The organism is Protofrankia symbiont of Coriaria ruscifolia (genome assembly GCF_900634745.1).
Classification (GTDB): domain Bacteria; phylum Actinomycetota; class Actinomycetes; order Frankiales; family Frankiaceae; genus Protofrankia; species Protofrankia californiensis.
Genome location: NZ_CAAAFR010000036.1, coordinates 80,009 through 104,938, shown reverse-complemented (window position 1 = coordinate 104,938; position 24,930 = coordinate 80,009). Strand labels below are relative to the sequence as shown.

Annotated in this window: 27 protein-coding genes; 15 read left to right on the top strand and 12 right to left on the bottom strand. The window is 68.0% G+C overall.

From position 1 onward, the window contains the following. Window positions 1-6 precede the first annotated feature (6 nt). Both CV1CTNOD_RS04940 and CV1CTNOD_RS24420 read left to right on the top strand, forming a co-directional pair. Window positions 7-3,687, top strand: a complete 3,681-nt coding sequence (locus CV1CTNOD_RS04940) for a multifunctional oxoglutarate decarboxylase/oxoglutarate dehydrogenase thiamine pyrophosphate-binding subunit/dihydrolipoyllysine-residue succinyltransferase subunit (RefSeq protein ID WP_131784969.1) — start codon at window positions 7-9, stop codon at window positions 3,685-3,687. 32 nt (window positions 3,688-3,719) lie between these two features. Continuing rightward, window positions 3,720-3,896, top strand: a complete 177-nt coding sequence (locus CV1CTNOD_RS24420) for a DUF6104 family protein (RefSeq protein WP_165034774.1) — start codon at window positions 3,720-3,722, stop codon at window positions 3,894-3,896. A gap of 53 nt (window positions 3,897-3,949) precedes the next feature. Here the strand turns inward: CV1CTNOD_RS24420 and CV1CTNOD_RS04935 are convergent, their stop codons facing one another. After that, the gene (locus CV1CTNOD_RS04935) at window positions 3,950-4,924 is read right to left on the bottom strand and encodes a zinc-binding dehydrogenase (protein ID WP_131784968.1); all 975 of its coding nucleotides are present in this window, start codon (window positions 4,922-4,924) and stop codon (window positions 3,950-3,952) included. A gap of 192 nt (window positions 4,925-5,116) precedes the next feature. Between CV1CTNOD_RS04935 and CV1CTNOD_RS24415 the strand changes: the two genes are divergently transcribed. Then, on the top strand, window positions 5,117-5,353 hold the full coding sequence (locus CV1CTNOD_RS24415) for a hypothetical protein (protein ID WP_207386201.1): 237 nt from the start codon (window positions 5,117-5,119) through the stop codon (window positions 5,351-5,353). An 88-nt stretch (window positions 5,354-5,441) separates the two neighbouring features. Here CV1CTNOD_RS24415 and CV1CTNOD_RS04930 read toward each other — a convergent pair whose 3' ends face one another. Next, the gene (locus CV1CTNOD_RS04930; protein WP_131784967.1) at window positions 5,442-6,707 is read right to left on the bottom strand and encodes an NAD(P)-dependent malic enzyme; all 1,266 of its coding nucleotides are present in this window, start codon (window positions 6,705-6,707) and stop codon (window positions 5,442-5,444) included. Between the two features lie 256 nt (window positions 6,708-6,963). Here CV1CTNOD_RS04930 and rfbC point away from each other — a divergent pair, with 256 nt between their 5' ends. Continuing rightward, window positions 6,964-7,614 carry a dTDP-4-dehydrorhamnose 3,5-epimerase gene (rfbC, locus tag CV1CTNOD_RS04925; protein WP_431607069.1) on the top strand — a complete coding sequence of 217 codons (651 nt, stop codon included), beginning with the start codon at window positions 6,964-6,966 and terminating at the stop codon, window positions 7,612-7,614. On the opposite strand, the gene CV1CTNOD_RS04920 is transcribed toward rfbC, so the two are convergent. Then, the gene (locus tag CV1CTNOD_RS04920; RefSeq protein ID WP_131765552.1) at window positions 7,575-7,898 is read right to left on the bottom strand and encodes a S24/S26 family peptidase; all 324 of its coding nucleotides are present in this window, start codon (window positions 7,896-7,898) and stop codon (window positions 7,575-7,577) included. The genes rfbC and CV1CTNOD_RS04920 overlap by 40 nt on opposite strands. Before the next feature lie 149 nt (window positions 7,899-8,047). Here CV1CTNOD_RS04920 and sodN point away from each other — a divergent pair, with 149 nt between their 5' ends. The 3 genes from sodN to CV1CTNOD_RS04905 all read left to right on the top strand — a co-directional run bounded on the left by sodN (window position 8,048) and on the right by CV1CTNOD_RS04905 (window position 10,433). Beyond that, complete coding sequence (gene sodN / locus CV1CTNOD_RS04915) at window positions 8,048-8,443, top strand: superoxide dismutase, Ni (protein ID WP_131765551.1); 396 nt, start codon at window positions 8,048-8,050, stop codon at window positions 8,441-8,443. Window positions 8,444-8,883: 440 nt separating this feature from the next. Further along, window positions 8,884-9,426, top strand: coding sequence for an anti-sigma factor (locus CV1CTNOD_RS04910; protein ID WP_131784965.1), 543 nt, complete (start codon window positions 8,884-8,886; stop codon window positions 9,424-9,426). Window positions 9,427-9,458: 32 nt separating this feature from the next. Beyond that, complete coding sequence (locus CV1CTNOD_RS04905; protein ID WP_131784964.1) at window positions 9,459-10,433, top strand: RNA polymerase sigma factor SigF; 975 nt, start codon at window positions 9,459-9,461, stop codon at window positions 10,431-10,433. 71 nt (window positions 10,434-10,504) lie between these two features. On the opposite strand, the gene CV1CTNOD_RS04900 is transcribed toward CV1CTNOD_RS04905, so the two are convergent. Next, the gene (locus CV1CTNOD_RS04900; protein WP_242606368.1) at window positions 10,505-10,984 is read right to left on the bottom strand and encodes a hypothetical protein; all 480 of its coding nucleotides are present in this window, start codon (window positions 10,982-10,984) and stop codon (window positions 10,505-10,507) included. Window positions 10,985-11,117: 133 nt separating this feature from the next. On the opposite strand from CV1CTNOD_RS04900, the gene CV1CTNOD_RS04895 reads away from it, so the two are divergent. After that, window positions 11,118-12,113 carry a diacylglycerol/lipid kinase family protein gene (locus CV1CTNOD_RS04895; protein WP_131784963.1) on the top strand — a complete coding sequence of 332 codons (996 nt, stop codon included), beginning with the start codon at window positions 11,118-11,120 and terminating at the stop codon, window positions 12,111-12,113. A gap of 13 nt (window positions 12,114-12,126) precedes the next feature. Here the strand turns inward: CV1CTNOD_RS04895 and CV1CTNOD_RS04890 are convergent, their stop codons facing one another. After that, window positions 12,127-12,864, bottom strand: coding sequence for a glycerophosphodiester phosphodiesterase (locus CV1CTNOD_RS04890; RefSeq protein WP_131769595.1), 738 nt, complete (start codon window positions 12,862-12,864; stop codon window positions 12,127-12,129). A gap of 556 nt (window positions 12,865-13,420) precedes the next feature. On the opposite strand from CV1CTNOD_RS04890, the gene CV1CTNOD_RS04885 reads away from it, so the two are divergent. Next, the gene (locus CV1CTNOD_RS04885; RefSeq protein WP_013872459.1) at window positions 13,421-13,669 is read left to right on the top strand and encodes a WhiB family transcriptional regulator; all 249 of its coding nucleotides are present in this window, start codon (window positions 13,421-13,423) and stop codon (window positions 13,667-13,669) included. A 270-nt stretch (window positions 13,670-13,939) separates the two neighbouring features. Here the strand turns inward: CV1CTNOD_RS04885 and CV1CTNOD_RS04880 are convergent, their stop codons facing one another. Further along, window positions 13,940-15,412: a sensor histidine kinase gene (locus CV1CTNOD_RS04880; RefSeq protein WP_131784962.1), complete on the bottom strand. Its 1,473-nt coding sequence runs from the start codon at window positions 15,410-15,412 to the stop codon at window positions 13,940-13,942. Between the two features lie 141 nt (window positions 15,413-15,553). On the opposite strand from CV1CTNOD_RS04880, the gene CV1CTNOD_RS04875 reads away from it, so the two are divergent. The 3 genes from CV1CTNOD_RS04875 (at window position 15,554) to bioB (ending at window position 18,691) form a co-directional block, all read left to right on the top strand. Continuing rightward, window positions 15,554-16,777, top strand: a complete 1,224-nt coding sequence (locus tag CV1CTNOD_RS04875) for an 8-amino-7-oxononanoate synthase (protein ID WP_131784961.1) — start codon at window positions 15,554-15,556, stop codon at window positions 16,775-16,777. Then, on the top strand, window positions 16,774-17,490 hold the full coding sequence (gene bioD / locus CV1CTNOD_RS04870; protein ID WP_131765595.1) for a dethiobiotin synthase: 717 nt from the start codon (window positions 16,774-16,776) through the stop codon (window positions 17,488-17,490). The genes CV1CTNOD_RS04875 and bioD overlap by 4 nt, the downstream gene beginning before the upstream one ends. A 127-nt stretch (window positions 17,491-17,617) precedes the next feature. Further along, entirely contained in the window at window positions 17,618-18,691 is a 1,074-nt protein-coding gene (bioB, locus tag CV1CTNOD_RS04865) for a biotin synthase BioB (RefSeq protein ID WP_131784960.1), read from the top strand. Between the two features lie 187 nt (window positions 18,692-18,878). On the opposite strand, the gene CV1CTNOD_RS24410 is transcribed toward bioB, so the two are convergent. Together CV1CTNOD_RS24410 and CV1CTNOD_RS04855 are read right to left on the bottom strand one after the other, a co-directional pair. After that, complete coding sequence (locus CV1CTNOD_RS24410; protein ID WP_207386192.1) at window positions 18,879-19,085, bottom strand: hypothetical protein; 207 nt, start codon at window positions 19,083-19,085, stop codon at window positions 18,879-18,881. Between the two features lie 43 nt (window positions 19,086-19,128). Beyond that, the gene (locus CV1CTNOD_RS04855) at window positions 19,129-19,359 is read right to left on the bottom strand and encodes a biotin/lipoyl-binding carrier protein (protein ID WP_131765544.1); all 231 of its coding nucleotides are present in this window, start codon (window positions 19,357-19,359) and stop codon (window positions 19,129-19,131) included. Window positions 19,360-19,640: 281 nt separating this feature from the next. Between CV1CTNOD_RS04855 and CV1CTNOD_RS04850 the strand changes: the two genes are divergently transcribed. Both CV1CTNOD_RS04850 and CV1CTNOD_RS28105 read left to right on the top strand, forming a co-directional pair. Further along, window positions 19,641-20,282, top strand: coding sequence for a DUF5317 domain-containing protein (locus tag CV1CTNOD_RS04850; RefSeq protein ID WP_131784958.1), 642 nt, complete (start codon window positions 19,641-19,643; stop codon window positions 20,280-20,282). A 51-nt stretch (window positions 20,283-20,333) separates the two neighbouring features. Beyond that, a complete protein-coding gene (locus tag CV1CTNOD_RS28105) occupies window positions 20,334-20,408 on the top strand; it encodes a 50S ribosomal protein bL37 (protein ID WP_369809780.1) in 75 nt (24 codons plus the stop codon). Window positions 20,409-20,591: 183 nt separating this feature from the next. On the opposite strand, the gene CV1CTNOD_RS04845 is transcribed toward CV1CTNOD_RS28105, so the two are convergent. The 4 genes from CV1CTNOD_RS04845 to CV1CTNOD_RS27625 all read right to left on the bottom strand — a co-directional run bounded on the left by CV1CTNOD_RS04845 (window position 20,592) and on the right by CV1CTNOD_RS27625 (window position 23,549). Further along, complete coding sequence (locus tag CV1CTNOD_RS04845; protein ID WP_131784957.1) at window positions 20,592-21,542, bottom strand: GDP-mannose 4,6-dehydratase; 951 nt, start codon at window positions 21,540-21,542, stop codon at window positions 20,592-20,594. 49 nt (window positions 21,543-21,591) lie between these two features. Further along, window positions 21,592-21,876 carry a mycothiol system anti-sigma-R factor gene (rsrA, locus tag CV1CTNOD_RS04840; RefSeq protein WP_131784956.1) on the bottom strand — a complete coding sequence of 95 codons (285 nt, stop codon included), beginning with the start codon at window positions 21,874-21,876 and terminating at the stop codon, window positions 21,592-21,594. Then, window positions 21,873-22,796 (bottom strand): sigma-70 family RNA polymerase sigma factor, encoded by a 924-nt coding sequence (locus tag CV1CTNOD_RS04835; RefSeq protein ID WP_347402892.1) that lies wholly within the window; start codon window positions 22,794-22,796, stop codon window positions 21,873-21,875. Before CV1CTNOD_RS04835 ends, rsrA begins: the two co-directional genes overlap by 4 nt. 246 nt (window positions 22,797-23,042) lie before the next feature. Further along, a complete protein-coding gene (locus CV1CTNOD_RS27625; protein ID WP_347402896.1) occupies window positions 23,043-23,549 on the bottom strand; it encodes an alpha/beta family hydrolase in 507 nt (168 codons plus the stop codon). 376 nt (window positions 23,550-23,925) lie between these two features. On the opposite strand from CV1CTNOD_RS27625, the gene CV1CTNOD_RS04825 reads away from it, so the two are divergent. Further along, the gene (locus CV1CTNOD_RS04825) at window positions 23,926-24,813 is read left to right on the top strand and encodes a methyltransferase domain-containing protein (protein WP_131784955.1); all 888 of its coding nucleotides are present in this window, start codon (window positions 23,926-23,928) and stop codon (window positions 24,811-24,813) included. Window positions 24,814-24,930: the final 117 nt, after the last annotated feature.

The following is a 24,930-nucleotide window of genomic DNA, read 5'->3' as shown; positions in this document are numbered from 1 at the left end:
GCCCCCGTGACAGCACCGACGGTACCCGAGTCTGGACCCGACTTCGGCCCTAACGAGTGGCTGGTATTCGAGATCTACCAGCAGTATCTCGCCGACCCCGAGAGCGTCTCGCCGGAGTGGCGCGAGTTCCTCTCCGACTATCAGCCCGAGGGTGTCAACGACCGGCCAGGCGCGAAGGTGCCCGTCCCGCCCGCCGTTGCCGAGGGTGCGGTACCGGCTCCCAGCAGGGCCGGCGACACCCCCGCCGGCGGGCCGGCGTCCCCTGCGGCCAACATCTCCGTGGCCGCACCCCCGCCGGCTCCCGACCATGTCGCTCCCGCTCCGGCCAGCGGCGTCCCGAGCTCACCGCTGCGTGGCGCCGCCGCCCGCGTTGTCGCGAACATGGAGACGTCGTTGCACGTCCCCACGGCGACCTCGGTCCGTGCGGTGCCCGCCAAGCTGCTCGCGGACAACCGGATCGTCATCAACCGGCATCTGGCCCGTTCCCGTGGCGGCAAGGTGTCGTTCACACACCTGATCGGCTACGCGATGGTCAGGGCGCTGCAGGCCGCACCGGCCATGAACTTCTCCTACGCGGAGGTCGACGGCAAGCCGGCCCTGGTCACGCCGGAACACGTCAACCTGGGCATCGCCATCGACCTGGTCAAGGGCTCCTCGCGCCAGCTGGTGGTCGTCGCGGTCAAGCAGGCCGAGACGATGGACTTCAGCCAGTTCTGGCTCACCTACGAGGATCTCGTCCGGCGCGCCCGGACAAACAAGATCACCGCCGATGACTTCGCCGGCGTGACGATCACGCTGACCAACCCCGGCGGTATCGGCACCGTGCACTCGGTGCCACGCCTGATGCAGGGCCAGGGGACGATCATCGGGGTCGGCGCGATGGAGTACCCGGCCGAGTTCCAGGGCGCCTCCCCCGAGACCCTGTCGAAGCTGGCCGTCTCAAAGATCATTACTCTGACCAGCACGTACGACCATCGGATCATCCAGGGCGCGCAGTCCGGCGAGTACCTGCGCCGCATACACCAGCTGCTGCTCGGCGCGGACGACTTCTACGAGGAGATCTTCCGCTCACTGCGCGTCCCGTACGAGCCGGTGCAGTGGGTTGCCGACATCACCTCGTCCCACGAGGGCGATCTCGATCACGGTACCCGGGTGCTGGAACTGATCCACGCCTACCGGGTCCGCGGCCACCTGATGGCCGACACCAACCCCCTCGAGTTCGCCATCCGCAGCCACCCCGACCTCGACATCATCAGCCACGGCCTGACCCTGTGGGACCTCGACCGCGAGTTCCCCGTCGACGGCTTCGCCCGCCAGCGGACGATGACGCTGCGCGACATCCTGGGTGTCCTGCGGGACTCCTACTGTCGCCGGGTCGGCATCGAGTACATGCACATCCAGGAGCCGGACGAACGGGTCTGGATCCAGCAGCGGGTCGAACGGGCCGCTGAGCGTCCCGATCCCGCCGAGCAGCTGCACGTCCTCGAACGCCTCGGCGCAGCCGAGGCGTTCGAGTCCTTCCTGCAGACCAAGTATGTCGGGCAGCGGCGCTTCTCCCTGGAGGGTGCGGAGTCGGCAATCCCGCTGCTGGACGAGGTCCTGCAGCGGGCCACCGAGGCGGGCATGGACGAGGTCGCCTTCGGGATGGCCCACCGCGGCCGCCTCAACGTCCTGGCGAACATCATCGGCAAGTCCTACCGGCAGATCTTCGCCGAGTTCGAGGGCTACGTCGACCCGCAGACCGCGCACGGCTCCGGTGACGTCAAGTACCACCTCGGCGCCGAGGGCGTCTACACCGCCCCCGACGGCCGCGAGGTGGCCCTCTCCCTGGTGTCCAACCCCTCCCACCTGGAGGCGGTCGACCCGGTGCTGGAAGGTGTCGCCCGCGCCAAACAGGACCTGCTCAACAAGGGCCCGGAGGGCTTCACCGTCCTGCCCGTGCTCATCCACGGGGATGCCGCCTTCGCCGGCCAGGGCGTGGTCGCCGAGACGCTGAACCTCTCCCAGCTGCGCGGCTACCGCACCGGCGGCACCGTGCACGTCGTCATCAACAACCAGGTCGGGTTCACCACCTCGCCGGTCTCCAGCCGGTCGTCGGTGTACGCCACCGACGTCGCCCGGATGGTGCAGGCGCCGATCTTCCACGTCAACGGGGACGACCCCGAGGCGTGTGTGCGCGTCGCGCGGCTGGCCTTCGAGTTCCGGCAGGCGTTCCACAAGGACGTCGTGATCGACATGGTGTGCTACCGGCGGCGTGGCCACAACGAGATGGACGAACCGTCGTTCACCCAGCCGCTGATGTACGACACCATCGCCACGAAGCGGTCGGTGCGCAAGCTCTACACCGAAGCATTGATCGGTCGCGGCGACATCACCCCGGCCGAGGCCGAGCAGGCCATGAAGAACTACTCGGTGCAGCTGGAAAAGGCGTTCGCGGAAACCCGCGACACCACCGACCGGCCGCCCGCGCAGCCCCGGCTGGTGACGACTCCGGCGGAAGCCGCCGCCGCGGCCGCCGTGTCCACCGCCGTATCACTGGACGTCGTCAAAAAGGTCATCGATACTCAGACCGCCTTGCCGGCAGGATTCACAATCCACCCGAGGCTGCGCCCACAGCTCGAACGCCGGGCCCAGATGGTGGCCACCGGGACGATCGACTGGGCATGCGCCGAAACCATCGCCTTCGGATCGATCCTGCTGGACGGGCGGCCCATCCGTCTCGCCGGGCAGGACAGCCGGCGCGGTACCTTCGGCCAGCGGCACGCCGTCCTGGTCGACCGGCACACCGGCGAGGAGTACTCGCCGGTGAAGTCGCTGGAGACCGAGCCGGGCGCCGGCACCTTCTACGTCCACGACTCGCTACTGTCCGAGTTCGCCGCGATGGGCTTCGAGTACGGCTATTCGGTGGCCCGTCCGGAAGCGCTCGTACTGTGGGAGGCCCAGTTCGGCGACTTCGTCAACGGCGCCCAGTCGATCATTGATGAGTTCATCGCCGCGGGCGAGGCCAAGTGGGGGCAGCGCAGCGCGGTCGGCCTGCTGCTTCCGCACGGCTACGAGGGTCAGGGTCCGGATCACTCCTCGGCGCGGATCGAGCGGTTCCTGACGCTGTGCGCCGAGAACAACATGCTGGTGTCGGCCCCGTCCAGCCCGGCGAGCTATTTCCACCTGTTGCGCCGGCAGGCACTCTCGCCCGTACGCCGCCCGTTGGTCGTCTTCACCCCCAAGTCGATGCTACGGCTGAAGGCGGCGACGTCGACGGTCGAGGATCTGACGTCCGGCTCATGGCTCCCAGTAATCGATGATGCCCGTGTCGGTAACCACACAGGCATCCGCAAGATACTGCTGTCCAGCGGGAAGGTCTACTACGACCTGCTGGCCGCGCAGACCAAGAACCAGATCACCGACACCGCGCTCGTCCGGGTCGAGCAGCTCTACCCGACCCCTGTTGAGGAGCTGCGCAAGGTACTCGAGAGCTACCCGAACCTCACCGACGTGGCATGGGTGCAGGAAGAGCCCGCCAACCAGGGCGCCTACCCGCACATGGCCATCCAGCTGCCGGAGGCTCTGCCCGCCGGTCTGCGGCTGCGCCGGGTGTCCCGAAAGGCGTCGGCCGCGCCCGCCTCCGGTTCCTCCTCGGTACACGAGAAGGAGCAGGCGGCTCTGATCGAGGCCGCGTTCACCGGGTGATCTTCTCGTCACGACACAAGGCGGAGCAAGCGGTGTATTTCACCGACAGGGGTATCGAGGAGCTCTCGCAGCGTCGCGGTGAGGAGTCCGTGACGCTCGACTGGCTCGCCGACCAGCTGCGCACGTTCGTCGACCTGCATCCTCAATACGAGGATGCGGTCGAGGAACTGGCAACCTACCTGGCCCGCCTCGACGACCCGGACGACTGAGAGCTCAGTCTGTTCAGCTTGTAATTACAGGCTGAACAGACTGAACAGGTTGTTCAGACCGTGAGGACGAGCTTGCCGAAGACCTTGCCGTGGGCAAGCTTCGCGAACGACGCGCGGGCGTCGGCGAGGGGACGGACGTCGTCCACGATCGGACGGACCCCGACCCGGTCGGCGAAGGCCGCGAGCTCAGCCAGCTCATCCCGGGTGCCCATGGTCGAGCCGATGATGGACAGCTGCAGGAAGAAGAGCCGGTTGAGCTCGGCCGGCGGGTTGGCGCCGCTGGTCGCGCCCGAGCAGACGATCCGGCCGCCCGGCCGCAGCGCCCGCATGGAGTGTTCCCAGGTCGCCGTCCCCACGGTTTCGATCACCGCGTCGACCTTGACCGGCAGCCGCACCCCGGGCTCGAACGCCTCGTCCGCACCGATCTTGATCGCCCGCTCCCGCTTGGTGGCGTCCCTGGACGTGACAAGAACGGTGTGGCCGGCGGCCTTCCCCAGGATGATCGCGGCCGTGGACACCCCGCCGCCGGCGCCCTGCACCAGCAGCGTCCCACCACCGGCAGCCGGCAGGCCGGCCCGGCGGACGACCATCCGGTAGGCCGTCAGCCACGCGGTCGGCAGGCACGCGGCCTCCTCGAACGACAGCGCCGCCGGCTTGGGTACCAGGTTGCGCCGCGGTACCGCGACCGTCTCGGCAAGCGTCCCGGGGTACCGCTCCGACAACAGCGACCGCCGTGGGTCGAGGGTCTCGTCCCCGTTGCCGGTGGCCGGGTCACCGATGACAGCATGGACGATCACCTCCTCGCCGTCCGCGCTCACCCCGGCCGCGTCACAGCCGAGAATCATCGGCAGCCTGTCCGCGGGCAGCCCGACCCCGCGCAGGCTGAACAGATCATGATGGTTGAGTGTCGCGGCCCGGACGGACACGGTCGTCCATCCGTCGGGGACGTCGGGGACGGGCCGCTCACCGACGTACAGGCCGGACAAGGGGTCGTCGGCATTCTGGGACACGACAGCAACTGCAAGCACCAACCAACAGTAAAGCCGCGGCCGGCATGACGCCCGTGATCGCACCGACCGGTCGACACGGCCATACTTTCTCATCTACATCCATCAGAGCAACAACAAATGAACTACTAAATAACTACACACACATGAAAAACTGTGTGTAGTGCACAGCCTCCATCGCGCGGCGGGCCGAGCTGTGCTCCACTCTTCGACGTGGCGACACACAGGCGGGTACCGGCGCCCAGCTCGGGTGCGTCCCGGTGGTTCCGCCGGAGACAGCAAATCCTCGTGCCGGCGGCCGAGTCCGTGCCGGCCGTCCATGCCGACGGCGACACGATCGTCGTCTCCGTGACGGACTTCGTCTCCTGCAGCTACAAGGGATGCGGGACGCTACGGCCCCTGGTGGAGGTGTCCGAGAACCGGCGCTGCCCCGGCTGCGGTCGGGTCTGACCGGGACGACGGCAACAGGGATGGCGGCGGACCTGCCGGGCGGATTCTCGGCCTCCGGGTCCGCCGCGCGAACACCTCCCCGGCGCGGCTACCGGCGGGCCACCCCGTCGACATGAGCCTGGCGAGCCACCGCGGCGGCGACCGCCGGCGCCACCCGATCGTCGAAAACGCTCGGGATGATGTGCTGCTCGGTCAGCTCATCCACGATCACGGCGGCGAGCGCATCGGCCGCGGCCAGCTTCATCGACTCGGTTACCCGGCTCGCGCGCACGTCCAGTGCCCCGCGGAACACGCCAGGGAAGGCCAACACGTTGTTGATCTGATTCGGGTAGTCACTACGCCCGGTGGCGACGATCCGGGCGTAACAATGCGCAATCTCCGGATCGACCTCGGGATCGGGATTCGCCATCGCGAACACGATCGCGTTCGACGCCATCGACGCCACGGCCTCCTCGGGCACCTTGCCCGAGGACAGGCCGAGGAAGACGTCCGCCCCGGCCAAAGCGCTGTTGATCGAACCGGTGAAACCGGCCCGGTTGGTCTCGGCCGCGACCGTAGCCTTGATCGCGGTGAGATTGGGACGGCCCGGGTGCAGTATTCCGCGGCTGTCACCGACAGCAATATCGCCGATGCCAGCAGCAAGCAGGATACGAGTCACCGCCACGCCCGCGGCACCCGCGCCGGAGACCACGGCGCGCAGATCACCGAGACGCCGGCCGGTCAGGCGCGCCGCGTTCTCCAGCGCGGCGAGCGCCACGATCGCCGTCCCGTGCTGGTCGTCATGGAAGACGGGGATGTCAAGACGGTCCTGCAGCAGTCGTTCGATGGCGAAGCACCGTGGTGCGGAGATGTCCTCCAGGTTGATGCCACCGAAACTGGGTGCCAGCCGGGCAACCGTCTCCACAATCTCCTCGGTGTCGGTGCAGTCCAGGCAGATCGGGACCGCGTCGACTCCGGCGAACTGCTTGAACAGCGCCGCCTTGCCCTCCATGACCGGCAGGGCCGCGGCCGGGCCGATGTCGCCGAGCCCCAGCACCGCGGTGCCGTCGGTCACCACCGCGACGACGTTCGACCGCCAGGTGAAGTCGTCGGCCAGGCCGGGCTCATCCGCGATGGCCGTGCAGACCCGCGCGACACCAGGAGTGTAGGCACGCGACAGGTCGTCACGGTCGTTGAGCGGGACGGTCAGTGCGATTCCGATCTTGCCACCCTTGTGCAGGGTAAACACGGGGTCGGTGTCGCGGGCTGCCGGCTCCGACCCGCCCGGCTCGAAGGCGGGTCGGGGCACGGACGGCACCTGCGCCGGCGCATCGGGAACGGTCTGGTTGACAGAACGGTCGGTTGTAGCGGTCATCACATACTCCCTCGGACGAGATGCCTCGACGGGTGGGAGGCGTGGACGGCAAGGCCGGGGGTCGCCCGGGGATGCCGTCCAATATGGCACGCGGGCCCTTCTACCTCCTCCGCGGACGCCTCTCGACTCTGACTGAAGCATGCGCACGCCACCGGGCGTCCAAGGTAGGCGCCGAAGTCCACTCGGCGTGCCGAAACGCCAATGGATCAGCGGCGACCCGGGTGTCTGCTGACAGCCACGGACACATCAACCACCCATGAGGCATCGTTACCGGGTACGGTGCGCGTTCGTGGAGGTTCATGAACTTGCGATAGCCGGCGCATGGGTGTTCACCCCCCGCCAGCACACCGACGACCGGGGCACCTTTCTGGAGTGGTTCCGATCCGAGACCGTGACCAAGGTCATCGGTCACCCGCTCAGCCTCGCCCAGGCGAACCACAGTGTGAGCCGGCGCGGGACGCTACGCGGCGTCCACTACGCCGCCGTACCACCCAGTCAGGCCAAGTACGTCACCTGCGTCCATGGTCAGGTTCTCGACTGTGTGGTCGACATCCGCCTGGGTTCACCAACATATGGGACGCACCAGGCGGTGCTGCTCGACGACGTGAACCGCAGGGGCCTCTACCTCGCCGAGGGACTCGGTCACTCCTTCATGGCGCTCACCGATAACGCGGCGATCTCATACATCTGTTCGACGCCCTACAACCCCTCGCACGAGCACGGCGTCGACCCGCTCGACCCCGATCTGGCACTGCCCTGGCCACGGGACCTGACTCCGCTGCTGTCCGAGAAGGACGCGCAGGCTCCGTCGCTGAAGGAGGCGGAGGCCGCCGGCTTGCTGCCGTCCTACAGTGCGTGCACGGCCTACTATGAGGCCCTGCGGATCCAGGCGGGCCGCGGCCAGTAACGCGCGACCACCCGCCCCAGCATGTCCTCGGACGGGACCGAGCCGAACGTCGCGCTGTCGGTGCCGGCCGTCACGTTGTCGGATCGCAGCCACCACGACCCGTCCGGTTCGACGAAGGCCGCCCGCTTCACCCCGAGTCCACGACCGGGCAGCCGTGCGACAACCACGTCGCCCACCCGCGGCAACACGCCCCATAGCACCACGCAGGCGTCCCCGTCCCGCAGTGTCGGCGTCATGGACCGGCCGCTGACAGAGACCATCCGCACGGCAACATGTCGGCTCACACGGGTAAGTTGCCACAAGGTGGAGCCATGCCTCGACACCGTCCGGGGCCACTGAGGGCATGCCCGCTGTACCCCGACTTGCGACCTACAAGCATGTGCACCCACCAGAGTTGCCTCAGACGTCCAACGAGACGAGAAAGGATGGCGGTATGAGCCTCCTACGTCCGAAGACAACGGTCAGCGCCCACTGCGACCTGCCCTGCGGAGTCTACGACCCGGCCCAGGCGAAGATCGAAGCGCAGTCCGTGAAGGCGATCCAGGAGAAGTTCCAGGGGAACGACGACCCGGCCTTCCGCACCCGTGCCCTGGCCATCAAGGAGGAGCGGGCAGACCTGGTCAAGCACCACCTATGGGTGCTGTGGACCGACTACTTCAAGCCCAACCACCTGGAGAAGTACCCCGAACTCCACGACCTGTTCTGGCAGGCCACCAAGGCGGCCGGCGCAGCCGGGGCCAAGGGCTCGGTCGACCCGGCCGACGGGCAGAAGCTGCTCGACCTCATCGACCGGATCTCCACGATCTTCTGGGAGACCAAGGCCGCGTAGCCCCCTCACAATATCCGGAGATATCCGGGGACCCGGGCCCCGGCAGCGCGAAAAGATCATGATCGCGCTGCCTTTGGCCAGCTGGTAGCCCAGGGACTCCGGCCTGCACAGTGAGGCCGGTCCGGTCGGCTGCGATGACGAAGATCCGCCGGACCGGCCGTGGCACACGATGATCCCGTCGTGGATCACGATCCCGGCCCCGGCCGGAGCCGGCGGGTGGGATCATCCGCGGGACGACGAGACGTAGTCGGAATTACCTTCACAACCCTCAGAATTGATCACCCGACCTGCGGTGACACCTCGGCGCTGGGTACGGTGGTCTTCACGTGGCATGAGCTGAGCACGGATACTCGAGCCTCGACCAACGCGGCTGCTGCTCAGGTGGAGACTGAGAGGCCAAATGGGACGCAAGCGCACAAGTCATACAAGGGGGTAGCGTCGTGGACACAACGCCGAAGACCGAAACTGCCAGCGGTCAGGGCGGTGTCCCCAAAACCGGGGTTCCCGGTGGACGGCTGCGAGACGTCGTCCAGCTCACGCTGCCCGCGGCGAGTGCCTACCTGTCGGTCCTGCGGACCGCCACGGCCTCACTGGCGGCCCGCGCGGACTTCACCCTCGACGACATCGAAGACCTGCGGATCGCCGTCGACGAGGCATGCGCGCTGTTGCTGCTGTCGGCTGTTCCCGGTTCGGACCTGGAATGCACCTTCGAACTCTCCCCCGGTGTCATCGACGTCTCGGTCACGGTGCTCAGCCTGGACGGCGAGTCTCCGTCCATCGAGACGTTCGCCTGGACAGTACTGACCGCCCTGGCCGACGGGGTGTCCAGCTCCGTGGACGCGGACTCGCGGGTCACCATCGGGCTGCGCAAGCGGCGCGGTGTACCCGAGGAATACATCCACAGTCCCCAAACCACAGCACCCAAGACACCATGGACCGAGAGCGCCGGCGCGCCGGCTACCGGACCGGTGGGCACGCCGTGACCGCAGGGCCTACCCGACCGCTTCAGGACGCCGTGGCCACGACCACGCAACACTCGAAGGCCCTTCTCGAGGACACCCCTGATCTTTTCTTCGCCGCGGACAAGGAGGCCACGGACGAGACACCGCCCGGCACGTCAGTGACGGACAGTGCTCTGACGCCGCACCCGCCCGAGCACGCGCCGACGGTCGCGGCCCAGACCCACCCGGGTCACGACCCCAACTATCTTGGTCATGACCATCCTGGCGAGACCAACGATCGGGTACGCGCCCGGGAACTGTTCGCCCAGCTGGTCGCCCTCCCCGAGGGAAACGCCGATCGAGCTGAGATCCGGGACCAGCTCGTGCGGATGCACCTGCCGCTCGTCGAGTACCTCGCGCGTCGTTTCCGCAACCGCGGCGAGCCGCTGGACGACCTGACCCAGGTGGCGACGATCGGGCTGATCAAGTCGGTGGACCGCTTCGATCCCGAGCGCGGGGTGGAGTTCTCCACCTACGCGACGCCGACGATCGTCGGAGAGATCAAGCGGCACTTCCGGGACAAGGGCTGGGCGATCCGGGTTCCGCGGCGGCTGCAGGAACTCAAGCTGTCGCTGACCAAAGCCACCTCGGAGCTCTCCCAGACGCTCGGCCGCTCACCGACGGTCAGCGAGCTCGCGGCTCATCTGCAGATGAGCGAGGAGGAGGTGCTGGAGGGCCTGGAGTCCGCCAACGCCTACTCGGCGGTCTCGCTGGACGCGCCGGACTCCGGCGACGACGAGGCTCCGGCAGTGGCCGACACTTTGGGCGTCCAGGACGAGTCCCTGGAAGGTGTCGAGTACCGGGAGTCGCTCAAGCCGCTCCTGGAGAAGCTGCCTCCACGGGAGAAACGCATCCTGCTGCTGCGGTTCTTCGGCAACATGACCCAGTCGCAGATCGCCACCGAGCTCGGGATCTCCCAGATGCACGTCTCGCGCCTGCTCGCCCGCACGCTGGCCCAGCTACGCCGCGGCCTGCTGGACGACGCCTGACGGCCGTCTCCTCCGACGGCCGTCTCCTGAGAGGGTCGGATAGGTCGTAACAGGCATGCAGGTCGCAACGGTCATGCAAGGGGATCACCGGGACCCGGAGGCTGGCGGGGACGATAGCCGCCGGCCAGGCCGATCAGCACCAACACCCCGACCGGGACCACGACCAGCGGAATACCTTCGCCATAGCGGTGAGCCTGCAAAAGACCAACACCGACTGGAAGGCACAACATTTGCACAACGACGAGAGGTGAGCGGGCCCACCGGCGGTGGGCGAGCAATGCCCCCGCGAGCAGCCACAGGACAACCCCGGCGACGACGGCTAGCAGACCTCCGAGCTCGGCCCGGCCACGGTCGTCGGTGTCCGCCCCGAAACCCCGTACCACCAGGAACATGCCAAGGGCGACAAGTAGTAATCCCTCGGCGGCCAGTAGCACTACAGCGGCCCGCAGAGCGTGTACGGCATGCCGAGCACGGTCACGCCGCCAACGGGTCGGCGCGACCCGCTCGGATTCAGCCCTGGAACGCACATGCCGACAGTACGTGGTCGCCACGGCCGCATAATCCCGCCGGGCCCAGCGACCGCGGCGGACCATCCCGGCGGACCACCGCGGCGCGCAGATGTGCGTGCGTGGCAAGGATTACCTCGTGGGACCTGAAAAGGTCCGAACAGCTAACGTAGACATCATGCGCGCGTTGTTGGTCGTTAATCCCATCGCCACGGCTACGACCCAGCGCATCCGGGACGTCCTGGTCAGCGCCCTGGCCGCCGGCCTGAGCCTCGAGACCGTCGCCACCAAGGGCCGGGGCCACGCTGCCGAGCTCGCCGAACGCGCCGCTGACAACGGCCTCGACCTTGTTGTCGCCCTCGGCGGCGACGGAACGGTCAACGAGATCGCCAACGGTCTCCTGCGGGCGGGACCGGATCCGGGCACGCCGGCACTGGCAGTGGTACCCGGCGGGAGCACCAACGTCTTCGCCCGTGCGCTCGGCTACTCCGCGTCCCCGGTAGAAGCTACGGGAGAACTTCTGGAGGCTCTGCGAGAGGGCCGAAGCCGCCGGATCGGGCTCGGACACGCTACCTTCACCAACCGGTCAGGCAGCAGCCAGTCCCGGTGGTTCACGTTCTGTGCCGGTCTCGGCCTCGACGCGGCTGTCGTCGAACGGGTGGAGCGCAAACGGGTACACGGGCGCCGCAACACCCCGGGGTTGTACCTGCGCTCGGCGGCCAGCCAGTTCGTCCGCAACGCCGGGCGCCGCCGTCCACCCATCACCATCACCACCGACGAACCAAGCCAGACGGCAGAGGCAACCGTCGACGGAAGCGGTCCGGGCACCGCGGAGCCGGACACCGTACTGGTCGCCGTGGTGTGCAACACGACGCCCTGGACGTACCTCAACTCCCGGCTGGTGCGCGCATGCCCGGAAGCCTCGTTCGACACCGGTCTGGACCTTGTCGGCCTGCGCCGGCTGACGGCCATGACAACAGCCCGGATCGGCCTGCACATGCTGCACAGCGCCCGGGGCCCACACGGTAGGAATGTCAGTACCCTGCATGACCAGCGCACGATCACGCTGACGGCCACGCAGGAGCTCCCGTTCCAGATGGACGGCGAGTACATCGGCCCGCAGACTCAGGTGACACTGCGATCCGAACCCAGGGCCCTGCGCGTCATCGTCTGATTCGAACGTGCGCTCAGGCCGCTCCACGGCCGAGTCCGCGGACGACCTCGGCCGGGTCGTCACAGATCACCGCGTCCACACCGGCCTGCCGCAACTCATCGGCGTCCCGCACCGACGTGACGGTCCAGGTCACCAGGCTCACACCGGCTGCCCGGACCCGCTCGGGCACCTCCGAGGAGCCCAGCACCGAGGAGATGTGGGCGTGCAGCTCGTGATGCCCTGCCGAGCGCACATAGGCGATGCCTCCGCTCACCGACATCCGCGGCATGGCGAGGAACGCGGTGGACACGCCGATCCCGGCGTCGCGCACCGCCTCGATCGCGAACCAGTCGAACGAGGACACGGTCACGGCCGCGGGTGCGACGGCACCGGAGGCCCGGGCGAGCCCGCGGGCCTGCAGAAATTCGATCAGGGTCCGGGCGGTCCTTTCCCGGGGGGCGTCGAAGTCGGGCTGGCCCGGCTGGTTCTTGACCTCGAGAATGATGCGGCCACGACCGTCCCAGACATCGAGGATCTCGGCCAGGGTGGGCACACCCAGGTGGGTGAGTTCGCGGGTCGTCCGGCGTACCACGGCCCGGCCGGTCAGCCGCCCCGGCAGCCGGGGATCATGCACACAGACCAGATCCCCGTCGGCGCTGCGCCGCACGTCCACTTCGATACCATCAGCGCCGGCGCGCAACGCGGCGTCCACCGCCTCGACTGTGTTCTCCGGGCCGGGGATCCGGCTACCGCGGTGACCAAGAACCTGCATGAGCCAACGATGCCATCACGGCCATACCCGGTAACGCCAGGGCCTCGGCGCAGGATCCGCTACAGAGCCAAAGGCAGCGCGATCATGTTCCTTTCACGCTGCCGGAGGTCCAGATCCCCGGGTCGGTAAGCCAGAAACCGATAGATGACAACATCCAATGCCAATTCGGCATGTTGCCCGGCTCTGCCGGGCATGCGTGTTCACTGAGTTGGCAGTACTAGGACTGTCTGTGTGTCGCCGTCGTTCGACCAGCCGCAAAGAGTGGTCCACCTGTGTCTCTAACGGACGAAGGCAGGCAGGCAGGGGCCAGTAAGGGGTGGGAAGCCACTTGCAGGTTCTTGCGCCCATGCCAGTTGCGGTGGGAGGGTGGCGAATGTCCGAGGTGGATGGACCGCATACACCTCGGACTCACACGCGACGGTGCATCTGGTCGAAAGATCGAGAAGCCGCATGGACCCGGTAGCCGTTTGGCCGCCGGAAAGTGCGACACAACCGTGGCGACTCGTAAAGCGTCTCACGTGCAGTGTGGCCCGAGACGAGAGAGGGAGTTGTACGCATGGACTGGCGCCACAGAGCGCTCTGTCGTGACGAGGATCCCGAGCTCTTCTTCCCGATCGGTACTACCGGTCCGGCTGAACGCCAGGTCGAAGAAGCAAAGGCCGTCTGCAGACGGTGTGCTGTAACAAGTGATTGCTTGAGCTGGGCTCTTGACACCGGGCAGGACTCCGGGGTCTGGGGCGGTTTGAGCGAGGATGAACGCCGAGCACTCAAACGCCCTGCGCGCACCCGAGTTCGCACCGCCTGAGCAGTACCCCCCAGCACCAAACCAGTTCGAGCCACACGACGACTTCCCAGGTGACCTTGCCGTGATGTATTGGTCATCGGGGTGCTGTCGTGTGCCTTAGGGCTGCTTCCGTCCGTGTCCGCTTCGTTTGTCAGCGGAGCCATCAGCACCCGCTGTACCGGTGCTGAGACGGTAGGAAACGACAGGCCGGGACGGGGTGGGACGGCGCCAGGCACGGTGGTGCTGTACCCACCTCGACGGTCCACATAACACCGATCTCGAAAAAAATTCTCAGCCGCGCAACGGGATGGACAGCAGGGCCTCTGTTCCACGCTCCGCCCCCGCCTGGAGCCGGATCGCTCCCTGCATCTCACCGAGGACGAGCTGGCGCACGATCTGCAGACCGAGCCGGGGTGAGTGCTCCAGCTGGAAGTCCTCGGGCAGCCCGGCACCGTTGTCGGCGACCACCACGTCCAGCCGGTCGGCATACCGTCGGACACGGAGTTCGATCGAACCTGCCGAACCGTCGAACGCATGTTCGACAGCATTCTGCAAAAGTTCGGAGAGCACAAGTGCCAGGGGCGTGGCGAGTTCACCGGGCAGCCGGCCGAATGATCCTTTGCGGGTCGTACTCGCCCGGGTCCCGGTCGAAGCGAGATCTACTGTTACCGACGTGATCTGGTCGGCGATCTCGTCGAAGGGCACCGACTCGCCGAGGCTCTGCGAAAGAGTCTCGTGAACAACGGCGATCGAGGTCACCCTTCGCACCGACTCCCGCAACGCCAGGCGCGCCTCGTCCACCTTGGTACGACGCATCTGCAGGCGCAGCAGAGCCGCGACCGTCTGCAGGTTGTTCTTCACCCGATGATGGATCTCTCGGATGGTCGCGTCCTTGCTCAGCAACTGCGCCTCACGACGCCGGAGATCGGAAACATCACGGACGAGGACCAGCACCTCACGGGTGGCACCGGGAAACAGCGGGATCGCGCGCAACAGCACCACCGTGCTCCCGACCGCGAGCTCCACCTCGACCGGCCGGCGACGCCCGATCGCGTGCCACACGGCCGGTGTGGTCGCGGGCAGGTTCAGCGTCCGGTGCACCGACCGCAGGTCTTCACCGGTGACATTGCCGGTATAACCAAGGCGGCGGTATGCCGACAGTGCGTTCGGACTGGCGAAAATGACCTTTCCCGAGCCGTCCAGGCGGAGCATCCCGTCACCGACGCGCGGTGCCTCGGGCAGCTCGGCGTTGCTCCCCCGGAACGGGAACGCTCCCTCGGCAATCATCAGTGCCAGGTTGTTCGCGCACTGCAGGTACGCCGACTCCAGCGCGCTCGGTGTCCGGGTGGTGGCAAGGTTGGTGTCCCGCGCCAGTATGGCGATCACGCGGTCGGAGTGCAGTACCGGGATCGCCTCGGTCCGGACCGGCACCCCGCCGTCCCACTCCGGCTCGCCCTCCCGGGCGATCCGGCGCTCACGCCACGAGTTCTGCACCACCCACCTGTTAATCACAACGCTACCGACCTCGTCGTTGTGGTACGCCGTCGGCCCGGTGGTCGGCCGTACCTGCGCGACCACGAGGAACTCGGCCCCCGGGCCGGACCCCCCTCGGGCCACCGCGGTCCGGCTGGGCACGAGCAGCAGGAGGTCCGCGAAGGACAGGTCGGCCAACAGTGCCCAATCAGCCACCAGGGCGTACAGGTGGTCGATGTCGTCCGCACCAAGATCGGTGCTCTCGCGCAGAAGGTCCGCCAGCGTTCCCACGCAGGCAGACTGCCAGACGTGGCGCCGCACCGGAGCGCGGGTGCCGGATCAGCTTCCCCAATCGCGGCTTCGCCGTGATCCGGGCACCAATCCGCGGCGCAAAAACCATGATCGCACCGCCTTTGACCTAGGCTTCCTGGTGTGCATCCACGTACCACCGATGTGGTCGGCAATCCGCTTGGATGGCTGGACAGCCATGCCCGTCGCCGCGAAGAGGCCGGGCTGCGCCGAGTCGTGCGCCCACGCACGCCCGACGGACGGACGCCGGGCAACCCACCTCACGAGGATCCCGCGCACCCACTGGACCTGGCGAGCAACGACTACCTGGGCCTGTCCCGCCATCCCGAAGTGATCGAAGGTGGGGTGCGAGCGTTGCGCACCTGGGGCGCAGGCTCCACCGGAAGCCGGCTGGTCACCGGGACGACCACCCTGCACGGTGACCTTGAGAACGCCCTCGCCCACCACACCGGCTTCGCCTCGGCGCTGGTCTTCGCCTCCGGGTACGCGGCCAACCTGGGCGTGCTCACCGCGCTCACCGGACCCGACGACCTCATCGTTTCGGACGAGCGCAACCATGCGTCGCTGGTGGACGCCTGCCGGCTGTCACGGGCGCGGGTGCTCGTCATCCCGCATGCCGACGTCGAAGCGGTCGACAACGCGCTGGCCGAGCGGTCGTGGCAGCACGCCGTCGTGGTCACCGACTCGGTGTTCTCCGCCGACGGCGACCTGGCGCCGCTGGCCGCGTTGCATGCGGTCACCCGGGCTCATGGAGCGCTGCTGGTCGTGGACGAGGCACACAGCCTCGGCGTCGTCGGCCCCGGCGGTCGGGGGGCGCTCGCGGACGTCGGGCTCGCCGGCGAGCCGGACGTGATCGCCACCGTCACCCTGTCCAAGGCGCTGGGCAGCCAGGGCGGTGCCGTGCTGGGCCCGCCGGCCGTGCGCGCGCACCTCATCGACACCGCCCGCACGTTCATCTTCGACACCGGGCTGGCCCCGGCCTGCGCCGGCGCGGCACTCGCCGCGGTGGAGATACTCACCTCCACCCCGGATCTCGCGGACGACGTACGACGGCACGCCCGCCGGCTGGCCGCCCTCACCGGCGCGCCCCGGCCGGCTGGCGCGGTCGTGTCGGTCGTCCTGGGTGAGCCCGAACGCGCGGTGCAGGCGGCGGAGATCTGCCGTGCGCACGGGGTGGCCGTCGGTTGCTTCCGCCCCCCGACCGTGCCCCCGGGCACAAGCCGGCTGCGGGTCGCGGCCCGCGCCGACCTCACCGAAACCGACCTGGCCCAGGCCGCTGGTGCTTTCGCCGCAGCCCTCGGTACACTCCCTCCCGGCGTACCCGGCCCTCCTGGCACACCCAGATGACGGTCCTCGTGGTGACAGGGACCGGGACGGGCGTCGGGAAGACGGTCGTCACCGCCGCGGTGGCCGCCCTGGCCCGTGATCGGGGCGTCGACGTCGCCGTGGTGAAGGCCGCCCAGACCGGCGTCGAGCCCGGCGAACCCGGCGACCTCGACCATGTGCGCGACCTGTCCGGGGTCGAGGACCTGCATGAATACGCCCGGTTCCCGGCGGCGCTGTCGCCGGCTGCCGCGGCCCGCCTCCACCGGTGTGCTCCGGTGGAGCTGTCCGACGTCGCCCAGCGCGTGGCGGAACTCGCCGAGCACCGCCGGCTCGTCCTGGTGGAAGGAGCGGGCGGACTACTGGTCCGCTACGACGACGAGGGCACCACCGTGGCCGATCTCGCCCATACGTTGGCCGCGCCGGTGCTGCTGGTCAGCGAGGCCGGGCTCGGCGCGCTCAACACCACCGCGCTGACCCTGGAGGCGCTGGCGAACCGTGGACTGGAACTCGCCGGGCTCGTCATCGGTTCATGGCCACCCGTCCCCGACCTCGCCTGTCGCTCGAACATCATGGACATGGAGATGCTCGCCGCACGTCCGCTCGCCGGAGCAGTGCCGGCGGGAGCGGGGCAGACCGATGCCGCGGTGTTCCGCGACACCGCCCGGGCATGCCTCGCGCCCGCCCTCGGCGGCACCTTCGACGCCCACGACTTCCGGGAGAGCCACAAACCGTGACCCATCCTTTGACCCTCCAGCGATCCCAGAGACTCGGACCTCTCGGACCTCCGGAGGAGTCGAGGGTCCGTAACCGACCTACCACAGGGAGACCGCCTTGCCGCCGTCGTCAGCAGCAGCCGCACCCATGACCCTGCCGCCAACAACGCAACCGCCGACAACCAACCAGCCGCCAGCCCTCGGGGGGCTCGACGAGAACGCAGGGACTGCCGCCGACATCCTCCGGGTAGCCCGTGAGCAGGTGCTGGAGCGCGGCCAAGGGCTGTCGGCCGAGCAGACCCTGGAGGTGCTGCGCCTGGACGACGACCGGATCAGCGAGGCGCTCGCGCTCGCCCACGAGGCACGGATACGCTGGTGCGGCCCGGAGGTCGAGGTCGAGGGAATCGTCAGCCTCAAGACCGGCGGCTGCCCCGAGGACTGCCACTTCTGCTCCCAGTCCGGCAAGTTCGACTCACCGGTCCGCGCGGTCTGGCTGGACATCCCGTCGCTGGTCGAGGCCGCGAAAGCGACGAGGGAGACCGGTGCGAGCGAGTTCTGTATCGTCGCCGCCGTCCGAGGCCCGGACGAACGCCTGATGGAGCAGGTCCGAGCGGGGGTCGCGGCGATCCGTGCCGCGGTCGACATCAACATCGCCTGCTCGCTCGGGATGCTCACCCAGGAGCAGGTGGACGCGCTCGCCTCGATGGGCGTGCACCGCTACAACCACAACCTGGAGACGGCGCGCTCGCACTTCCCGCAGGTCGTGACCACCCACAGCTGGCAGGAACGCTGGGACACCTGCGAGATGGTGCGAGCCGCCGGCATGGAGCTGTGCTGTGGCGCCATCATCGGGGTCGGCGAGACGCTGGAACAGCGGGCGGAACTCGCCGGCCAGCTTGCCGAGCTGGAGCCCCACGAGGTTCCGCTGAACTTCCTCAACCCGCGGCCGGGCACACCGTTCGCCGACCTTCCCGTGATCAGCCCGCAGGAGGCGTTGCGCACGATCGCCGCGTTCCGGCTCGCGCTGCCACGCACCATCCTGCGCTATGCCGGCGGACGCGAGATCACCCTCGGCGATCTGGCCGTCGACGGGATGCTCGGCGGCATCAACGCGGTCATCGTCGGCAACTATCTCACTACTCTGGGTCGACCCGCCGAAGCGGATCTGGAGATGCTCGTCGACCTGAAGATGCCCATCAAGTCCATGCAGTCCACGTTCTGACCAGACCGGCCCCCAAATCGGACGGGCTGACCCGTGCCGAGCAGGGGACAACCGAAGCGGAGGACACCCGCGGACCTGTAGTTCCGTAGTACTGATGACGGGCCCGCGGGTCCGGGTAGAACATCGGACGGCCCGCCCGATGTTCTACCCTCGGTACCATGACTCCAGAGGGTCTAAGGCAACGCAATCATGCTTCCCCCGCGTCCGGGTCGCTCAGCGGGACGGAGACGGCATTCTGCGACCGGTGCGGGCAGTCGCTCGCGGACAGCGGGCACGACACCTGCGTCCAGGCACGGCTGTTGGAACCACCGCGGTTCTGCCGGACCTGCCGGCGACGGATGGTCGTCCAGATCACGCCGACCGGATGGACGGCCAGCTGCACCGAACACGGCACAATCGCAAGTTGACCTCCGGCCCTGCCGGCCGCAGGCCCGCGGTCAGGCCACCGGAAGCTGGTCGAGGAGAGCGATCAGGTCCCCTTCCTGAACGACGTCTCCTTCCTGGACCGCGATCTGGGCAACCCGACCACCGTCCTCGCTGAGTACCGGAATCTCCATCTTCATGGAGTCGAGAATCACCAGCGTGTCGCCGGCCGACACAGTGTCACCGACACCGACCACGACCTTCCACACGTTGGCCACCATCTCAGCCCGAACTTCCTCGGCCACGGCTCCCCTTCCCTGTCCCGAGCGTTCCTTCTCCCGCGCGGACATGTGCACAGCGTGAGCGTAGTGTGTGGCCGCACCCGGCCGCTGCGCGCCACGTCGACAAAGAAAGTCCCTGTTCGACCGCTGATTCACCCAAGCTCTTAACGCGGCGGTAGCAACTCCCGCCCAAAGCCCGGCAACGATCTTCCCTGAACGGTCGGGGGAGCCGGCGCAGGCAGCACAGACATGCCGGAATGCCGCGCTTGCGATCGAAGGCCCGCCGGACGACGCACACTACGAGGGTGTTCGTTCTCCTTGTGCTTGCTCTGGTGGGCGGTGTCACCGTAGGACTGATCCGCGGTGGCACGCTGGACGCTCTGGTCCGTGTCTATGTGTCACGCCCGTGGATGTTCGCGGCCACGATCGCGACCCTGATCGCCGGCCGGCTCGTTCCCGGCCTGCATGCGGCCGCATGGGTGGTGGCCACGGTGGCAATCGTGCTGTTCGCCGCGGCGAACTCCCGTCTTCCCGGCGTCGGCCTGCTGTGGGTCGGGATCGCACTGAACACCGTGGTAATCCTCGCCAACGGCGGCCGGATGCCGGTTTCACTGTGGGGAGCCGAGCGGGCCGGGGTGCCCGTCAGCGAGCTGCGAGCCTCCGCCCAGCACACACCGGGCGATGCCGACACGGTCCTGCGCCCGGCCACCGACGTGATTCCGCTGGCGTTTCCCAACGCGGCAGCCGTCGTCAGCATCGGCGACGTCCTGGTCGCCTCCGGCATCGGACTGTTCGGCGCGGTCGCGCCGGTACGGGCACGCCGAGCTCTCGAGTCCCGCCGCGTCCGTGACACGCCGGCCGCCGGCGTCCGTCCCGACGATGATCCGAAAGCCGACGATCCGGACCTCGCCTCCGCCGAACCCGCGGATGCTCACCTCGGCCAGTAGCCAGGCCAGTAGCCATGACAGGATGACCCGAGCAGAAAGGAGGTCCCTGACGTGGCGAAGAAGAAGCGCAAGCGGCGTGCACGCGCCAAGCACAAGGCCAACCACGGCAAGCGCCCGAACACCTGAGCCGTTCGGACCGCGGTCGGTCTCAGGCACCTAATACTGTCAGTTCGGCTACTGTTCGCGTCCTTTATATGATTTTGAGTAATATTTGGGGTGCGGCAATGGCCCGGTGAGGCCTCACCGGGCCACGGCGATCGGCGAACAGCGGCGATCGGCGAACAGGCCGGTAGCGGGAGAAAGCGCCAATCAGCCGGTGGTGGTGTGGGCTCGCAGCCATTCGACGGTCTGCCTCAGCCCGCTGTCCAGATCGACCTGGGGCCGCCAGCCGACCAGCCGGGCCGCCTTGCTGACGTCGAGTGCGATCCGCTGCAGCTCACCCGGTCGGGGCGGGGCGAACTCGGGAGCATCCGCCACCCCGGCGATCTCCGCAATTGTGCGATGCAGATCCCGGACGGCCGTCTGGGTGCCTGTGCCGATGTTGAGGCGTTCGCCGTTGGCGGCATCCGGCGGGACGGACCGGGCGAAGGCGTCCACGACATCGCCGACGAAGACGTAGTCACGGGTAGTCGCGCCGTCACCGAAGATCCTTGTCGGGCGGCCCTCGAGCATCGCCGTCCCGAAGATCGCCACCACCCCGGCCTCGCCGTGTGGATCCTGCCGGGGCCCGTAGACGTTCCCCAGTGCCAACGCCGTCGTGGCCAGCCCATATGTGGACCGGTACACGGACAGGTAGAGCTCGCCGGCTGCCTTGCCCGCGGCGTACTGCGACTCGGGAGCCACCGGCGCGGTCTCGTTGACCGGCAGCTGCTGCGGCGTCCCGTAGATCGAACCGCCGGACGACGTGTGGATGAATTTTGCGACGCCGGCCAGCCTGCTCGCCTCAAGCACGTTGATCGTTCCCAGCACGTTCAGCCGGGCGTCGAGCAATGGATCGCTGATACTCACCCGCACGTCGATCTGTGCCGCCAGATGCAGGACGGCATCGGGACGGACCCGCCCGACGACACCGAGGAGCTCGGCAGACGTTATATCCACCTTCTCGAATGAAAATCGGCGGTCACGCAGGGCGGGGCTGAGGTTCTCCAGCCGACCGGTGGACAGGTCGTCGATCCCGACGACGTCGTGGCCGTCGGCAAGCATACGGTCAGTGACCGTGGAACCGATAAAACCGGCCGCGCCGGTGACGAGGATACGCACGGCATGAGAGCTTAACCGCCATCAGACGGCCGGCCGCCACAGGCAAGTCCTATTCGGTGCGGAACTCTGCCGCGTCCGCGTCGATACGGGCGGCGCGCAACCGTTCCAGAACGCTCTCCCTGAGGGACTCGGGAGCACGCTCGCCGCCGCACCTGCGGGCTACCAACAGCTTCACCTCGTGTTCCACGCCGAACTCGCGAAGGCATGGGGAGCATTCGTCCAGATGCGAACGAACCAGGTGCTTGTGGTCGAAGTCGATCTCGCCGTCGAGATAGAGGTAGACCGCTTCCAGCACCTTCCCGCAGTCGACCGCGTGCGGGCCCCCACAGCTCACAACCCACCGCCGTCGGCCTCGGAGCTGCCCGCTCGGACAAGGCCACGTTCCCGGGCGTAGTGCCCGAGAGCCGTGCGCAGCCCGCGGCGGCCACGATGCAGGCGTGACATCACGGTACCGATCGGGGTACCCATGATCTCCGCGATCTCCTTGTAGGCGAACCCCTCGACATCGGCAAGATACACCGCAATCCGGAAATCCTCGGGCAGCGCCTGGAGTGCCTCCTTGACGTCGCTGTCCGGCAGATGCTCCAACGCCTCGGTCTCAGCGCTCTTCAGGCCGCTGGACGTGTGCGACTCCGCGTCGGCAAGCTGCCAGTCCTCGACCTGCTCGGTCGGGCTCTGCAGCGGTTGGCGCTGACGCTTGCGGTAGGTGTTGATGAAGGTGTTCGTCAGGATGCGGTAGAGCCATGCCTTGAGATTTGTACCTTCCTGGAACTGGTGGAAGGCCGCGAACGCCTTGACAAAGGTCTCCTGCACCAGATCTTCGGCATCGGCGGGGTTTCGCGTCATCCGCAGCGCCGCCGCATAAAGTTGATCAAGAAAAGGCAAGGCGTCTCGCTCGAAGCGGCTGCTCCGCTCCTCGACGGTCTCGTCGACCAGGACCACTCCCTCGTTCCTTGGGTCGTCCGCGGCGTGCCGGCTCACGGACGTGCCGGCGGCCCCTGAAACGGACGATACCCCGGCAGGTGCGTGCGCGCGTGCAGAAAAGTCACCGGTGACGGCAGGTTCCGGGACGGTCGGCCACCGATCGAGAGGGCCGATCGGACCATCATGGGGACGGGGAACCGGCGCGGGCGTCGATGCGGTGTTGCGGGCACAGGCAACCAGCGACCCGGGGACTTGGGCCTCCGGCCGCGCGAAAGAAACATCATCGCGCCGCTTCTGGCCCTCTAGCCCGGTTGCGAACTGGGCAGTCATCGAACCTCCGAGTGGATGTCCCTGCCGGCCGAAATCAACACGATCATGGGGACCGGCGAATCACGGAACGATCCACCCCGGCCCGTCTGTTCTCCCGCGTCGCGGACGGCTCCAAGGATCCTTGCAGGTGACGTAACTGTCCGATCAGCCGTCGGATTCCCACCCGTGGCCCAGGGCCTTGGACCTCCGGCGGTGTGAAAAAGCATGATCGCACCGCCTTTGACCCTCCAGCGACCCAGCAGATCACTATCCGGTATCCACGCTCCCTGCCGAAGCAGAACGGTCACTCACCGTCCGCCGCACGCGCGTAGGCCCCGAGGAACCCAACCGCCTGATGATCCACTCTGTCCCGACGGTCGCCGCTTCGTCGACGACCTCGGTTTCAGTGCGGCCGTCCCTACGACGCGTCCGCATGGCATGGTCGGCGCCGGCCAGGACGTGTACCTCGACATGACGGGCCGGGTCCGGATCGGGCATGCCGAACGCGTCCCGATCACCTTGGACCACGAGCACGGGGACGCCCGCGGCAAGCAGCTCGGGCAGGCGTGACGGCCGATTCCCCCGCGGATTCCGCCCAAAACCCCTGCTGGGATCTTCTCTAGCCGGGGCGGCGGGCCTTCCAGGGGGACACAGCGGGAAGCCGAAGGCCACGACTGCGGCGGCCCCGACCGTGGGGGCGCAGCGGCAGGCCACTCTCGATCCCATGGAACGGCCGACGAGGACAACAGGCCGCGGCTGCCCCAGAGCGTCCATGACCGCGTGCAGCACGGCGTCCAACCGGGCCGGGCGATCCGGCACGGCGTCCCGCGACCCGGTAGGGCATCTCCAGGCGGGCAACGCCGACCCCACGCCCCGGCAGCCGCGCCGCGAGCTCGGACAACACACCGACATCCGTTCCACTAGCAGCACCATGCAGAAGAACAACAAATCCGATCGGTGTCCTCGCCGCGGGAACCAGAAACACTCGCCCGCCGTCGACATCCAGGGAAGTCCGATCGGTGGAGGAGGCACCGACCGCGGTCATGCCCGAGAGAAAAATGTCACCGCTGCCTGTGTACATCTGTCAGACTTCCCGTGAGTGTGTGTGACTTGTTTCGCATCTTCTCCCCTGAAGGGTAGGTAAAGGTCCATGCTGCCGCGTCTCGACGCCGAGCCAGATCAGCCGCGCGGACGAACGCCGACCCTCGTCTACGAGGCCCCCACGGACAGCGATGATCCGTACTGGGCGTTCTACGAAGATGTCGCCGCGACCCAGTTGGCCAGCTGGCTGCCGATGTCGCAGATCCGAGTCCTGGACGTGTCCGGCCCACGGACGAGGTTCGCACGCCAGATGGTCGCGGCCGGACACGATGTCGTGCGCGTTGTCCCGTCCTCGGATCGCCCGAGCGCCCGCAGCGTCGGCAGACGCGAAGGCAGCCATGCTCGCCCATCCCGGGTTCCCTCGCGTCCCGGCGAGGCCGGCGGACGAGGTCCGGCCCGGCCGGGCGACCCCGCGGGCTGCGGACGGCTGGTGCAGGTGGCCGGTGACGCCCGGTCGCTGGACTGGTTCGCGCCGGAAAGCTTCGACGCCGTCCTGGCCGAGGGCCGCGCGCTGTCGTTCTGCCTGGCCACGGAGACGACCCTGGAAGAGATCTACCGCATGCTGCGCCCTGGTGGGCGGCTGCTGCTGTGCGTCGACTCGCTGCTGCTGGGCCTTGCCCGGCTCGCCGAACAGCACCGCTGGGCGGAACTGTCCGACGTCCCGCGCGCCGACGTCGTCCTCGTCCCCGCCGAGGACGGGTCCATCACCCGCTGTTTCTGGCCGGAGGAACTGCACGCCCTGCTGACCAGCGCCGGCCTCGACGTCGACTGGATCCGACCGCGGACGGTGCTGTCAGCCGAGGCGGTGACCCGCGCGGTCGCCTCTGACGTGTCCTGCTTTCCCACCCTGGTCCGGACAGAGGTCGAACTCTCGGCCGAACGCGAAGGCGAGTCGATCGGCATCCACCTGGTCGCCAGCGCCCGCCGCCCCGGCTGAACAACGTCACAATCGTCGCGTCCGCACGCAATGATTGCCCTCGACAGGCAGTTATCCGGCACATATCCGGTATGAAGCGCGAACGGGTACGGCCGCGGTACCCGGCCGCGGGATATG